This is a genomic window from Nitrosospira lacus, assembly GCF_000355765.4.
Classification (GTDB): Bacteria; Pseudomonadota; Gammaproteobacteria; order Burkholderiales; family Nitrosomonadaceae; genus Nitrosospira; species Nitrosospira lacus.
Window position 1 is genome coordinate 637227 of sequence record NZ_CP021106.3, and the last position, 13827, is coordinate 651053.

Below are 13827 nucleotides of genomic sequence, written 5' to 3' on the forward strand. Positions count from 1 at the left end.
TTACTTTTTTTGTCTTGGTGCTGATTGTTTCGCTTCCAGTTCTTCCCACCGGGTGAGATGTTTCATGAGTTCCGCCTCAATGACAGCAAGGCGCTCCTGCAGGGATTTGGCCTCCTCCGGGTAGTCACGGTAGATATCCGGGGAGCATAAGTGGCGGGTAATATCGGCTTGCTCGCGTTCCAGAGTCTCGATTTTTGCGGGTAACTCGTCAAGTTCGCGCGTTTCATTGTAACCCAATTTGACGCGGGTGACCGTTTCTTGCATTTTCTCGGTCGAGATAGGAGATCGTGGTTTGGTCGTTTGTGGCTTTATTGCTGTTTTCAAATGGCTTTTTGCCCGGACCCAATCTTCGTAGCCCCCCACGTACTCACGTAGTATGCCATTGCCTTCGAATGCGATTACCTGGGTTACCACATTATCAAGAAACTCCCGGTCATGGCTTACCAGGAACAGTGTGCCGGAATAGTTTTGCAGCAATACCTCAAGCAGCTCCAGTGTTTCGATATCCAGATCGTTCGTCGGCTCATCCAGGACCAGTATGTTAGCCGGGCGGGTGAACAACCTTGCCAGCAGCAGCCGGTTGCGTTCTCCGCCAGACAGCGATTTTACGGGCGAACGCGTCCGCGCGGGTGCAAACAAGAAGTCCTCCAGGTAACTGATAACATGCTTCTTTATCCCGCCGATGTCGATGAAATCGGAGCCTTGGCTAATCGTCTCGATCAGTGTCGCTTCCTCATCTAATTGTTCGCGCATCTGATCAAAATAGGCGACCGTGAGCTTGGTCCCTTGCCGTACGTTTCCCGCATCAGGCTGCAACTCACCCAGTATCAGCTTGAGTAAGGTAGATTTTCCCGCACCATTGGGCCCCAGCAACCCTACGCGGTCGCCACGCAGGATGCGGCAGGAAAAGTCTTCGATGATGATTTTATCGCCGTAGCTTTTGCTGACATGTTCCAGCTCGGCGACCATCCGGCCTGATCTCGCGCCTTCGTCGACGTTGAGACGAACGGTTCCCACCCGTTCGCGGCGAGCGGCACGTTCCAGCCGCAACGTTTCCAGCCGCCGCACCCTCCCCTCATTCCGGGTACGGCGCGCCTGGATCCCCTTGCGTATCCACACTTCTTCCTGCGCCAGCACTTTGTCGAATTTTTGATTATGAGTGGCTTCAACTTCCAGCAACTCCATTTTCTTCTGTTGATATTCAGCAAAATTACCGGGAAAAACCGTTAAATTTCCGCGATCGAGTTCGATAATTCGCGTTGCCACGTTATTAAGAAAGCGGCGATCATGGGTAACAAACAGTACGCTTCCGATAAAATCTCGAAGTAGTCCTTCCAGCCATTCGATAGAGAGAAAATCAAGATGGTTTGTCGGTTCATCCAGCAGCAGCACGTCGGGAGATATCACAAGCGCACGGGCCAGTGCAACCCGCTTTTTTAGCCCGCCGGAAAGCTGTCCGATCAACGCATCGGTGGGAAGGTTGAGTTTGTCAATGGCGGTTTCCACCCTTCCCTGAATACGCCATCCATCCTGGGTCTCCAGCTCGGTTTGCAAATCCTGTAGACGAGAAAGAAGTGCGCCGGTATCTCCCGTGCCGTCGCTCAAGGCATGAGAAACTGCATGGTAATCGAGTAATGTTTGACTGACCGCACCTAATCCCTTGGAGACTTCCTGAAATACGGTGAGAGCCGCATCCAGTTCCGGCTCCTGCGGCACGTAAGCCAGTCTCAAGGCGGGCGCACGCCAGATTTTGCCATCGTCCGCCTTGCTTTCTTCCGCCAGAATGCGCAGCAGGCTTGACTTGCCGCCGCCATTTCTGCCGATCAGGCCAATACGCTCGCCGGAATCCAGCTGCAAATCCACCTGATCAAGCAATGTATGATGTCCGAAAGCCAGACTGACTTTTTCGAGAGTGAGGAGAGGCATGATGGGGAAGCGCTATTTCAGCATAATTAACAGGGGGCGCAATTCTGCCATGCTTGACACGCCTTGGCAAAATCTATTCTTCGGTATCGGGGTATGCCTTGTTCGCTGACGGAGCGGGCTTCATCAAAAGTCAAGCGGTGGCCCCTGCCACATACCGTCTCGCGGCCGCGCGCGAGCGAGCGCCTGAATTGCGCCGCACCACCCCTCGCACGCGTTGCGTCCCGGCCGGCTGCGCCAGATATTCAACAACCCCTTGCACCTCGCATAGAAATGGAAAAATTGCATGACTCGCCGGCGTTGCAGGAGGTCTGGAGAATGATTACTGCAGATGAGCTTGTCGTCCGTCATGCCGCGGTCTGTCAAAATTACGGCTCCCCAGGCCTTGACTCGTATCCGTGTACCATACGGCAGGCGTGGACCCAGCACCACTGCATCGAGAAGGTCACCCTCGAGGCCCACGTAACTCGGTACAGAGCCGTAGTTGAAGGGACATGGCAAGGGTGAGATAAAATCAATGCTGCCCGTGGAGCCACGTTTAAGGAAGCTGCCTCGCGGAACCTCGATTACCACCTCCACTACCGGGGGTTCGGGCGGCGTCCCCTGGTCTGCGTGTGGGGGATAGCAATCCGTGGCACTCACGGTCTGAATCCCCTCAACGTTTGTCGTATTCTCAACCGGACTCCCGGACCTCACCCTCATTTTTCTCCACCAGCAGGGTATGCAATCTGCGGCTATCGGCGCGCAACACAATGAACTTGAGAGCGCCAACGGTAACCGATTCACCACGTTTGGGAAGCCTGCCGAATTTATTCAGTATCAGGCCACCGATAGTATCGTAGTCCACGTCACTCAACTCCGCTCCAAGCCTTTCATTAAAATCTGCGATTTCGGTCACGGCTTTCACCCGGTAACCGCCGCCGGGATCCGGTACGATGTTGTCTTCTACTTGGTCAAAATCGTGTTCGTCCTCAATATCGCCGACGATTTGTTCCAGTACGTCTTCGATGGTTATCAACCCCGCCACGCCCCCGTATTCATCCACAACGATGGCTACGTGATTGCGGCTGCTGCGAAAATCCTTGAGCAACACGTTGAGGCGCTTGGATTCCGGAATAAATACCACCGGTCGCAGCATCTCACGCACGTTGAACTCTTCCTGGCTGGCATAATAACGCAGCAGATCTTTTGCCAATAGGATGCCGATCACATTATTTTTATCATTTTCGATGACAGGAAAGCGCGAGTGAGCGGTTTCGATAATCAAGGGAATAAACTTGTCCGGAGGTTCGCTGATGTCGATGACATCCATTTGCGAACGCGGGATCATGATATCGCGTGCCCGCATTTCAGATACTTGTATTACCCCCTCGATCATGTTCAGCGCATCGGAATCAAACAGATTTCGCTCATAGGCGGAGTGCAGTAATGCCACCAGCTGCTCACGGTCTCCAGGTTCGCGCAGAACCAAAGCACTGACGCGCTCGAGCCAGCCAGGTTTGGGAGGATCATCCATATTAATGTGCCGGTTAATAGATAAGATGTAGGTTAATCGAGGGTGGCATGGATAAGGAAGCCATTCCGTTCAGAATCAGGGTTCTTCAGCGTTCCCTCCAGTATCTTTGTAAGGATCGTCATGTCCCAGCTTCATGACAATATCGGTCTCCAGCTTCTCCATTATCATTGCGCCGGCATCACTGTCATGGTCATAGCCCTGCAGATGCAAAACGCCATGCACGGTAAGGTGGGCATAATGTGCTGCCAGAGTTTTATCCTGCTGCGCCGCTTCCTTTTCCATGATGGGGGCACACAGCACGACATCGCCGGACAGAGGTGGAACATCGCTATATACGAAAGTCAGCACGTTGGTAGCGCAATCTCTACCGCGGAAATCCCGGTTGAGATTGTGACCCTCTGCTTCATCCACAATGCGCAGCACAATCTCGGCATCTTGCATCAGCGCAGCTTTGACCCACCTGCGGAATTGCGACCGGGCCGGAACATTCTTGTCGCGAGTTGCGTATTGGGTTGTCAATTTCAGCTTGGCTTCCTTGTGAGTAACCCCTTCGGAAAGCTTGGAAACGCTACTCCTGTTTTTCATATTTCTCGTAGGCGTTTACAATTCTTTGTACGAGCGGATGTCGCACCACATCCTCAGCACCAAAATAGGTAAAGGAGATACCGCGCACCTTTCCAAGAACCTGCTTGGCCTCTACCAGGCCGCTTTTCTGATGCTTGGCCAGATCAATCTGCGTGACATCGCCGGTCACCACTGCCTTGGAGCCGAAGCCGATACGGGTCAGGAACATTTTCATCTGTTCCGGAGTCGTATTTTGCGCTTCATCAAGAATGATGAACGACTGATTCAAGGTGCGTCCGCGCATGAAAGCCAGCGGTGCAATTTCAATTGCGTTGCGCTCGAACTGTTTGCCGGTTTTATCAAATCCCATCAGATCGTAAAGTGCATCGTAGAGTGGGCGCAAATAGGGATCCACTTTCTGCACCAGATCACCCGGCAGGAAACCCAAACGTTCGCCCGCCTCCACCGCCGGGCGCACCAGAACAATGCGCGCCACCATGTCGCGTTCAAGCGCGTCGACCGCGCTTGCCACAGCAAGATACGTTTTGCCGGTGCCGGCCGGACCAATGGCAAATGTAATGTCATGCTTCTGGATTTGTTGCAGATATTGAATCTGACGCGGCGTCCGGCCGCGCAAATCGCTGCGCCGGGTAATCAGCACCGGCACGGCCGGTTCTTTTGACCTGGTGTCGACGGTGGCCTTTACCGAAGGATGAGGATTCATCACCTCGATCAAGCCCAATTGAATTTGCTCGATACCCAGATGATGTTGCGCCTGACTATAAAAATTTCGCAGCGCTTCTGCGGCAAGCGCGGTTTGGGCCGATTTGCCATGCAAACTGAAATGCTCTCCCCGGCGTGCAATAATGACATCAAGCACGGTTTCGATCTGCTTGAGATTCTCATCAAGCGCCCCGCACAGGTTGGCAAGGCGCTGATTATCGATCGGTGAAAATGAGATTTCGACAGGCTGGGGTTTCAAAGGCTCGGTGCAGCGATTGTAAGGGCTTAATTCTCGCAGTGACCAGCGCGCTTTGCAAGAAATGAAGATACAAACCGGATTTCAATACTATTCACCATATGCCATTGCCCATGCTGCTCGAGATAATTTTCGGGCCGGGCTGGCGAAATATCCAAGTCAGCAGTTTGCCCGATTTGAAGGAAAACTAGCTGCAAAAGCGTCTGATCAGCCGACATTTCACCACTTTTTGAGTGGCAGAAAAACTATGGGCCTTCAAAATCCGTTCTTACCCATTATTTTTTGCTTTAATTCATCAAGTCCGGCAGGCTGCTAGCACTCAGCATTTAAGATTTCACCCCGCAATGAATGGGATAGCGCGGCGGTAATTTGGATATTCATAAAATGACCGACTTTTACCGGATCTCCCGGGAAATTCACCATGCGATTGTTGTCGGTACGCCCGCAAAGCTCGTCGGCGTTCTTTTTGGATACACCTTCCACCAGAACGCGCTGTATTGAACCAATCATGCGTTGGCTGATGGCTTGCGCCTGCTGTTCGATCTTCCCCTGCAAGCGTTGCAGGCGCTCCAATTTGATTTCGTAGGGAGTATCGTCAAGCAGCCCCGCGGCGGGCGTGCCGGGGCGCGGACTATAAACGAAGCTGAAGGAATCATCGAAGTTTACGTTTTCAATCAGTTTCATGGTCGCTTCGAAATCGGCTTCGGTTTCACCGGGAAAGCCGATAATAAAATCGGATGTAAGGGAAATATCAGGGCGGGCGGCGCGGAGCCTGCGAATGATGGATTTATATTCCAGCGTGGTATAGCCACGTTTCATCGCCCCCAGTATCCGATCCGAGCCCGACTGAACCGGCAAATGCAAATGACTTACCAGCTTCGGCAATTTCATATAGGCATCAATCAGCCGCGAAGTGACTTCTCTGGGATGGGACGTTGTGTAACGAATGCGTTCGATACCGGGAATTTCACTGATGTATTCAAGCAACAGCGCCAAGTCCGCAATTTCACCTTCTTCCGCATGCTCCATCGCCCCTCGGTATGCGTTCACGTTCTGCCCCAGTAGCGTCACTTCCTTGATTCCCTGATTTGCCAGTCTCGCGATTTCCACCAGCACATCGTCCAGAGGGCGCGAGATTTCCTCACCCCGCGTGTAAGGCACCACGCAAAAGCTGCAATACTTGCTGCACCCCTCCATAATGGAAACGAAGGCAGTCACGCCTTCGGACCGTGCGGGGGGCAGATGATCGAATTTTTCGATTTCGGGAAAGGAGATATCCACCTGCGGACGACCGGTAGCATGACGTGCCGAAATCAATTGCGGCAACCGGTGCAGGGTTTGCGGACCAAATACCAGATCCACATATGGCGCGCGCTTCACGATTTCAGCCCCTTCCTGGCTGGCGACGCAACCCCCCACGCCGATGAGCAGATTGGGATTGGATTTTTTCAGATGCCTGACACGTCCGAGATCGTGAAATACTTTTTCCTGGGCTTTCTCTCGTACTGAGCAAGTGTTGAACAGAATTACGTCGGCATCGGCGGGATTGTCGGTTTTCTCCATGCCTTGCGCAGCATGCAGCACGTCCGCCATTTTATCCGAGTCGTACTCGTTCATCTGGCAACCAAAGGTTTTGATGTAAAGTTTTTTTACCATGAATGTACCGGGAGCCTTATTAATTTATCCTGAGGATGCCGCTGCCGATGCGTGCGACAGCATGGCTTTACGTGACTTGGTTATCCGCTGTTTCTCAACCCGGCAGCCACACCGTTAATGGTAAGCTGTATGGCGCGCTTTACGGTATCGGCGGCATCACCCGAGCGATAACGGCGTAACAGTTCTACCTGCAAATGATTGAGCGGATCAATATAGGGGGTGCGGTTACGAATGCTGCGAGCCAGCGTAGGATTGTCCTGCAGCAGCTCTGTGCGGCCCGTTACCGCGAATAACCATTTTACGCTGCGATCCCACTCCGCCTGGATGCGACCGAAAATTTCCTCACGTAGCCCGATATCGCTAACCAGTTCAGCGTAACGTGAGGCGATACCCATATCCGTTTTTGCCAGCACCATGTCCATGTTGGAAAGCAGTGTTTGCATGAAAGGCCAGGTGCGGTGCATTTCCTGTAGAAGTTCAAGTCCTTTTTCACCTTGGCCTTCGCGCCGGACAAATGCTTCCACGGCCGTACCAAAGCCGTACCAGCCGGGAATCATCGCACGATTGACACTCCAGCTGAAAACCCAGGGAATGGCGCGTAAATCTTCTATAAGATCGGATTGCTTGCGTGATGGCGGGCGGCTGCCGATATTGAGTCCAGCGATCTCCCTTATCGGCGTGGACTCTTGAAAGTAACGTTTAAAGCCCGGGGTCTCATAGACCAGATTGCGATAAGCCGCGAACGCATCGCGGGCCAGAACCTCCATGATCAGGTAATATTCGGCGGCGCGCTCACCAAGGGGGTCGTGGCTTAACAACGTGGCCTCGACCGTGGCGGCGACTAACGTTTCGAGATTGCGCCGCCCGATTTCCGGGTCGGCATATTTGCTGCCGATGACCTCACCCTGCTCGGTGATGCGTATCTGACCATTGACGCTACCCGGGGGCTGAGCCAGTATCGCCTGGTAGCTCGGACCCCCGCCACGTCCGACGGTGCCGCCGCGCCCATGAAAAAGGCGCAATTCAACCTTATGCTTGGCAAATACCTTGGTCAGCTCGGTTTCGGCTTTGTAGAGCTCCCAATTGGCAGTAAGAAAGCCACCATCCTTGTTGCTATCGGAATAACCCAGCATGACTTCCTGAACGTTGCCGCGTGAATCCAAGAGCTTGCGATAATAGGGCAGCGAGAACAAATCGTCCATGACACGGCTGCACTCGCGCAAGTCCGCGATGGTCTCGAACAAAGGAATGATATTGACATGAAGATGGGGGATTTCCCCGGCTTGCAACAGCCCCACCTCCTTCAACAGCAATGCAACCTCGAGTATGTCGGAAATGCCGTCAGTTTTGGAAATAATATAATTTGGCAGCGCGGCACGGCCGAAGCGCCGTTGAATTTCCGCTGCCGCTTGCAGTATGCATAGTTCGCTCTGGATGAGCTCGGAATAATCCAGATAAGGCGAACGCAGGGGGCGAGGACTGGTGATCTCGCTCAGCAGCCACCGTATGCGTTCCGCCTCTGTCAGCTCGGAATAGCCTCTTTGATGTGCCCCGTACTCGAACAATTCCGCCACTACCTGCTCATGCACATTGCTGTGCTGGCGCATGTCCAGCGGTGCGAGATGAAAGCCGAAGACCTCTGCAGCCCGTCGCAGATGACGTAAATCCCCGCGCGCCAGCAAGTCTGATTTGTGCTGCTTCAGGGAGTGAATGACAATCTCCAGATCATGAACAAAATCAGTGCCTTCCGCGTAAGGCGCGGCGGGGCCGACGGGCCGCCTTTGCCTAATGACGTGACCGAGTTCCTGACTGGTAGCGGCAAGACGCGCATAAATACCGATTAAGGCGCGCCGATAGGGCTCATCGATGCGGCTGGGAGCGCGGTCCGGAGATGTCTCGGATAATGCCGCAAGCTCGTCATCCACGCCTACCAGGCGCTCTGTGAGGCTCAGCCGGCGGCCGATCAGGTGCACTTCGCCCATGTAATAATCCAACGCCAGCGCCGATTGACGTTCAGCCGCGTGCAGCATTACCTCATGGGTAACGAAGGGATTGCCGTCGCGGTCGCTTCCTATCCAGCTGCCGATGCGTAAGAACGGTGGAATGTGTGGTGCATCCGCGCCCATTCGGCGTTCGAGCAAATCCTCAATTTCCGCGTAAAGACGCGGTACCTCGGTAAGAAAAGTATATCGGTAATAGGCCAGGCCATTCTTGATTTCGTCATACACTGAAAGACGTTCCGGACGCAGCATGCGAGTTTGCCATAATATCTGAATGGCGGAGCGCAACCCCTCTTCGTTGCTGCGTAATTCGTCGGGTGTTAGCTGAATGCGATCACGCTCATTCAACAGATGCGCAATGGTCAACTGACAATCAAGTATGCTTCTGCGCTGTACTTCTGTGGGATGGGCGGTCAAAACCGGTGAAACCAACGCTTTGGCGAAGAATCCGGTTAAGGCCGCACCATCGGTTCCACTGGAGAAGACTCGATCAAGCGCCAGCGCCACGCTACCCGCCTGGGGGGGCGACCCTGCTCGAAGATGAGTACGGCGTCGACGATTGTGATGCATGTCCTCGGCAATGTTTGAAAGCTGAGAGAAGTGGCTGAATGCGCGCACGACCGCCACAGTGGCCTTGTTACTCAACTGATTGAGTATCATATCCAGCTCCTGCCGCGCCTTGGGATCCTGTTCGCGGCGAAAGCGAATCGCGGTTTGGCGGATATTTTCGACCAGATCGAAAGTGGGCTCACCCTCCTGCTCGCGCAATGTGTCGCCCAGCATGCGTCCCAGCAGGCGGATGTCCTCACGCAAGGGATCATCCTTTACCGGCCTGTCTTTTTCATCGGTATGATTTGTATCGATACCTCCATTCTGCGTAGCAAATGAATTCATGACTCAGTTTTCCCTTGTGACGTACAGGCGAGCAGATGCCCTAAGCACTTCAATCCAGGCTGGCGGCCGGCGTGCTAAAATGAACACTGGAAAATGATCCCGTAATTTACTTACTGTAATAATAATGTCCAATTCGTCCATCCCCGCAAAAATCATTATCGCTACACGGGAAAGTGCTCTTGCCTTGTGGCAGGCAAATTTCATCCGGGAGCGACTGTCGAAATTATACCCACAAACCGAGTTCAACATATTCGGGATGACTACTCGCGGCGATCAGATACTTGATATGTCCCTCTCCAAGATCGGCGGTAAGGGATTGTTCATTAAGGAACTGGAGCAAGCGCTGGAGAATAACTGCGCTGATATTGCGGTACATTCGATGAAGGATGTACCGATGGATATGCCGGAAGGATTCGTGCTGGCCGCCATCGCTGAACGCGAAGATCCGCGCGATGCCTTTGTTTCCAATCAGTACGCCAGTCTTTCCGAGCTTCCTTCGGGCGGCGTAGTGGGGACTTCCAGTCTGCGACGCGAAAGCCAGTTGCGCGCGCGCTTTCCGCATTTGCAGGTGAAGCCTCTACGTGGCAACGTGCAGACCCGCTTGCGTAAGCTGGATGACGGACAGTTCGCGGCGATTATTCTGGCCGCGGCGGGTCTAAAACGACTGGGTCTGGCTGATCGTATTACCGCACTATTGAGTCCTGAATTGAGTTTACCGGCAGTGGGCCAGGGAGCGTTAGGAATTGAGTGCCGGGCCGATCGGGCGGACTTGATCAAGCTTATGCAGCCATTGCATCATCCTGAAACTGCTCAGTGCGTGGAGGCCGAACGCGCCATGAGCCGGGCGTTGGGTGGAAGTTGTCAGGTACCACTGGGTGGTTTTGCGGAAATTACCGCGGGAGTATTGCGGCTGCGAGGGTTTGTCGCGAGTCCTGACGGAACCCGCATGATAAGTAACGAATTAAGCGGTGAGCCTGAAGCGGGCACGGGTATGGGTGCGCAACTGGCGCGGAATCTGAAGGAGCAAGGAGCGGCGGAAATTCTGGCAGCGCTGGAATCGACCATGGTTGCACCCGTGAGCCATCCGTGAGCAAGCCGCTGACCGGGATCAGTGTCCTGGTCACGCGCCCGGCGCACCAGGCGGAGGGTCTTGCCGCCAGGATTCGTCTGGCGGGAGGTAACCCGGTCCTGTTTCCGGTGCTTGAGATCGTCGATATAGGGGACCAGCGTCCGTTACTGGATCTGGTTGCGCGCCTCGATGAATTCGATCTGGCGATTTTTATCAGCCCCAACGCGGTCAACAAGGCGATGAGCGTGATACAGGCAAAACGGTCCTTGCCGCCGACCTTGAAAGTGGCCGCCGTTGGCCAGGGAACCACCAAGGCGCTGGGAAATTTTGGCATCGATGAGGTAATCGTGCCGGCCTTACGTTTTGATAGCGAGGCGTTACTCGAAATGACCGAATTGCAATGGGTCCAAGGTAAACGCGTCGTCATCTTTCGTGGAGACAGCGGGCGCGAGTTGCTGGGGGATAGCCTGCTGAAACGGGGCGCCATGCTTGAGTATGCGGAATGTTACCGCCGCGTCCGGCCTGATACCGATATTGAGCCGCTACTGCGAGCAGGGGCAAGAGGCGAGATAAATGCGATTACCATAACAAGTAGTGAAGGGTTGCGCAATTTATTCGATATGGTTGGCGAGCCAGGTCAATTATGGTTCAAGAAAATACCATTGTTCGCATCCCATGAACGCATAGCACAAATCGCAGGAAAACTCGGATTTGATCAAGTCATTCTTACCGCTGCAGGAGATGAAGGTTTGCTGCAAGGCCTGTTAAATTATTTCCGGCTAGAAGGCAACGGCGGCGATTGTGTTTCCAGAAAATCATGAGTGCGGAAATTCAACAGACCGAAACCGATAAGCCGCGTGGATTACGCAAGGGAATACCCAGGATATTGCCCAAGCATATCAATCCGGTTTTGATTTTTGTCTTGATTTTTACCCTCATTGTAGCGTGGCAGTGGTACGACACCCGTGATCAGATTGCGGGCTTGCAGCTTGAGTTGGCAAAACGCCTGGCTGAGGCGAATACCTCGGGAAAAGAGTCGCGCAATCTTGCAACGGAAGCGACCGAGGCCGGGCGCCGTGCGGAAACAAAACTCAGCATGCTCGAGGCCAGGCTGGCCGAATCGCAGAGCCAGCAACTCGCCCTGGAGGCACTCTACCAGGAGCTTACACGTAATCGTGATGAAGTGACGCTGGAGGAGGTGGAGCAATTGCTGCTTATCGCCAGTCAACAACTGCAACTGGCAAGCAATGTCAAGGCTGCCCTGATCGCAATGCAAGAGGCCGATGCCCGCCTGCAACGTATCGATCGCCCGCAGCTATCTCCCTTGCGTAAAATCCTGGCAAAAGACATGGATCTCCTGAAAGCGGCGCCATATGTCGATACCGTGGGAATCAGCCTGCGTCTGGACAATCTCGCTGCTGCATCCGAAACATTGCCATTGGCGATGGAGCTTCGTCCGCCGGAACGCAGTTCTTTCCCGGCCCAGGCTCCAGCAGCGGAAAACGTGTGGCTCAAGTTTCTGCGTGAGGCATGGGAGGACGTGAAGCGGTTGGTGCGTATCCAGCGCATGGATAAGCCGGATGTCGCGCTGTTATCGCCCACCCAGGCCTATTTTTTGCGTGAGAATTTGAAATTGCGCTTATTGTCGGCCCGGCATGCGTTGCTTGCCCGCGATGGAGCCAGTTTCAAGGTTGATATCAACACTTCCCTGGACTGGATCAACCGGTATTACGACAACAAATCGGAAGCAGTCGTCAATATGCTGGAAGTACTGTATCAGTTGCAAGACAGTCAGATTGGCATCGAATTGCCCGGTATTTCCGCGAGCCTCGATGCGGTGCGCAATTACCGTCTTGCGCACGAACGGGCAAATAGATGATCCTGAATCTGGTGGTTGATCGCGTATTTATCAGGTTAGCATGATGATTCACAAAGGTTTTACGTATTACTCGACCGTCATCCATGTGGTCAGCCTGCCACCGGATCCAGCATGAAGTGGGTGCTCTGGCTATTGGCGTTGTTTGCCGCGGCGGTAGCAGTAACGCTTGCAACCCGATACAACAGCGGTTATGTGTTGGTGGTGGCCCAGCCTTATCGCATTGAATTATCACTCAATCTGCTCGTGGTATTGCTGGTGATACTGGTTTTTATTGCCTATTTCGTAGTGCGCCTGGCGATCATCGCCCTGCGACTGCCAGCAGAGGTAAGCGAGTTGCGCCTGCGCCGGCGTCGCGAAAACGCACAAAAGATGTTGCTGGATGGTCTCAAGGCCTTCTTTGAGGGCCGTTACGCCAAGGCGGAGAAAGCATCCGCTACGGCGCTGGAACTGCGAGAATCACCCATGGCTGGTGCGATCAACGCCATGGTTGCCGCGCGTTCCGCACATGAACTAAGAAAATATTCTCAGCGTGATGAGTTTATAGCCATTGCGGAAAATATTGCACCAGAAGAGGTTGTGCTGCGCCTTATGACGCAAGCCGAACTACTGCTGGATGAACGCCGCCCTGGAGAAGCCCTGAAAATACTGCAATCCTTGCGTGCAACGGGCGCGCGTCAGCACACTGCCGCACTGCGTCTGGAATTGAAGGCGCAACAGGGGTCCAAAAACTGGGATGCGGTATTGGATCTGCTGCGGCAACTGGAACAGCGTAATGCCTTCGATAAGACGCTGATACGGCAATTACGATGCAGCGCTCATGCGGAAAATCTCAAAAGCAGGATATTGAATCCGAATGCATTGAAGGAATACTGGCAAACAATATCCCCGGCGGATAAGAACGACAGCAAACTCGCCGCTACTGCGGCTCACGCGTGCACGGCGATAGGCGATTGCGCGACTGCTCATCAGATTATCGAGCAGAGTCTGGACAGACAGTGGGATTCCGAATTGGCCGGGCTCTATGCGGAATGTCTGGAAGCCGATGCAATCAGTCAGATTGAGCGCGCCGAAGGATGGCTTGAGGCTCATCCCAATGATGCGAGTCTGCTGCTTGTTCTCGGCAAACTTTGCGTTCATTGCGAACTGTGGGGTAAAGCCCAGAATTATCTGGAAGCGAGCTTGTCGGTGGAACCGAACTATCCAACCTATCTCATGTTGGCCCAATTAAATGAGAAAATTGGCAGACCCGAACTGGCAAAGGATCACTACAGTAAAGGACTGGAACTTGCGTTGAAGCGGCTGGAGCGTATGGGGGGATAAGACCAGCGGAATTATCCAGCCCGAACT

12 protein-coding genes are annotated in these 13827 nt (G+C 53.7%); 5 read left to right on the top strand and 7 right to left on the bottom strand.

Going from position 1 to position 13827, the window contains the following annotated elements:
- The 5 genes from EBAPG3_RS02945 to EBAPG3_RS02965 form a co-directional block, all read right to left on the bottom strand.
- Entirely contained in the window at nucleotides 1-1926 is a 1926-nt protein-coding gene (locus EBAPG3_RS02945; protein WP_004175828.1) for an ATP-binding cassette domain-containing protein, read from the bottom strand.
- A gap of 123 nt (nucleotides 1927-2049) precedes the next feature.
- Nucleotides 2050-2565, bottom strand: a complete 516-nt coding sequence (locus tag EBAPG3_RS02950; protein WP_040851644.1) for an inorganic diphosphatase — start codon at nucleotides 2563-2565, stop codon at nucleotides 2050-2052.
- A gap of 31 nt (nucleotides 2566-2596) precedes the next feature.
- Nucleotides 2597-3439, bottom strand: a complete 843-nt coding sequence (locus EBAPG3_RS02955) for an HlyC/CorC family transporter (RefSeq protein ID WP_004175826.1) — start codon at nucleotides 3437-3439, stop codon at nucleotides 2597-2599.
- A gap of 75 nt (nucleotides 3440-3514) precedes the next feature.
- Complete coding sequence (gene ybeY / locus EBAPG3_RS02960) at nucleotides 3515-4024, bottom strand: rRNA maturation RNase YbeY (RefSeq protein ID WP_004175824.1); 510 nt, start codon at nucleotides 4022-4024, stop codon at nucleotides 3515-3517.
- Nucleotides 4008-4985, bottom strand: coding sequence for a PhoH family protein (locus tag EBAPG3_RS02965; protein ID WP_004175822.1), 978 nt, complete (start codon nucleotides 4983-4985; stop codon nucleotides 4008-4010). Before EBAPG3_RS02965 ends, ybeY begins: the two co-directional genes overlap by 17 nt.
- A 61-nt stretch (nucleotides 4986-5046) precedes the next feature.
- Here EBAPG3_RS02965 and EBAPG3_RS14900 point away from each other — a divergent pair, with 61 nt between their 5' ends.
- Entirely contained in the window at nucleotides 5047-5298 is a 252-nt protein-coding gene (locus EBAPG3_RS14900) for a hypothetical protein (RefSeq protein WP_151898851.1), read from the top strand.
- Here EBAPG3_RS14900 and miaB read toward each other — a convergent pair.
- Nucleotides 5295-6638 carry a tRNA (N6-isopentenyl adenosine(37)-C2)-methylthiotransferase MiaB gene (gene miaB / locus EBAPG3_RS02970; RefSeq protein ID WP_004175818.1) on the bottom strand — a complete coding sequence of 448 codons (1344 nt, stop codon included), beginning with the start codon at nucleotides 6636-6638 and terminating at the stop codon, nucleotides 5295-5297. The genes EBAPG3_RS14900 and miaB overlap by 4 nt on opposite strands.
- A gap of 80 nt (nucleotides 6639-6718) precedes the next feature.
- Nucleotides 6719-9532 (bottom strand): phosphoenolpyruvate carboxylase, encoded by a 2814-nt coding sequence (gene ppc, locus EBAPG3_RS02975; protein ID WP_004175816.1) that lies wholly within the window; start codon nucleotides 9530-9532, stop codon nucleotides 6719-6721.
- Between the two features lie 124 nt (nucleotides 9533-9656).
- Here ppc and hemC point away from each other — a divergent pair, with 124 nt between their 5' ends.
- From hemC to EBAPG3_RS02995, 4 genes are all read left to right on the top strand, one after another.
- Entirely contained in the window at nucleotides 9657-10622 is a 966-nt protein-coding gene (gene hemC / locus EBAPG3_RS02980) for a hydroxymethylbilane synthase (protein ID WP_004175815.1), read from the top strand.
- Nucleotides 10619-11422, top strand: a complete 804-nt coding sequence (locus tag EBAPG3_RS02985; RefSeq protein ID WP_004175813.1) for a uroporphyrinogen-III synthase — start codon at nucleotides 10619-10621, stop codon at nucleotides 11420-11422. Before hemC ends, EBAPG3_RS02985 begins: the two co-directional genes overlap by 4 nt.
- Nucleotides 11419-12480 carry a uroporphyrinogen-III C-methyltransferase gene (locus EBAPG3_RS02990; protein WP_040851585.1) on the top strand — a complete coding sequence of 354 codons (1062 nt, stop codon included), beginning with the start codon at nucleotides 11419-11421 and terminating at the stop codon, nucleotides 12478-12480. Before EBAPG3_RS02985 ends, EBAPG3_RS02990 begins: the two co-directional genes overlap by 4 nt.
- A 111-nt stretch (nucleotides 12481-12591) precedes the next feature.
- Nucleotides 12592-13800: a heme biosynthesis HemY N-terminal domain-containing protein gene (locus EBAPG3_RS02995; protein WP_004175811.1), complete on the top strand. Its 1209-nt coding sequence runs from the start codon at nucleotides 12592-12594 to the stop codon at nucleotides 13798-13800.
- Nucleotides 13801-13827 lie beyond the last annotated feature (27 nt).

Coding starts and splice junctions, on each gene's coding strand:
- EBAPG3_RS02945 (WP_004175828.1), bottom strand. CDS start 1,926: ATGCCTCTCCTCACTCTCGAAAAAGTCAGTCTGGCTTTCGGACATCAT.
- EBAPG3_RS02955 (WP_004175826.1), bottom strand. CDS start 3,439: ATGGATGATCCTCCCAAACCTGGCTGGCTCGAGCGCGTCAGTGCTTTG.
- ybeY (WP_004175824.1), bottom strand. CDS start 4,024: ATGAAAAACAGGAGTAGCGTTTCCAAGCTTTCCGAAGGGGTTACTCAC.
- EBAPG3_RS14900 (WP_151898851.1), top strand. CDS start 5,047: ATGAAGATACAAACCGGATTTCAATACTATTCACCATATGCCATTGCC.
- miaB (WP_004175818.1), bottom strand. CDS start 6,638: ATGGTAAAAAAACTTTACATCAAAACCTTTGGTTGCCAGATGAACGAG.
- ppc (WP_004175816.1), bottom strand. CDS start 9,532: ATGAATTCATTTGCTACGCAGAATGGAGGTATCGATACAAATCATACC.
- hemC (WP_004175815.1), top strand. CDS start 9,657: ATGTCCAATTCGTCCATCCCCGCAAAAATCATTATCGCTACACGGGAA.
- EBAPG3_RS02990 (WP_040851585.1), top strand. CDS start 11,419: ATGAGTGCGGAAATTCAACAGACCGAAACCGATAAGCCGCGTGGATTA.
- EBAPG3_RS02995 (WP_004175811.1), top strand. CDS start 12,592: ATGAAGTGGGTGCTCTGGCTATTGGCGTTGTTTGCCGCGGCGGTAGCA.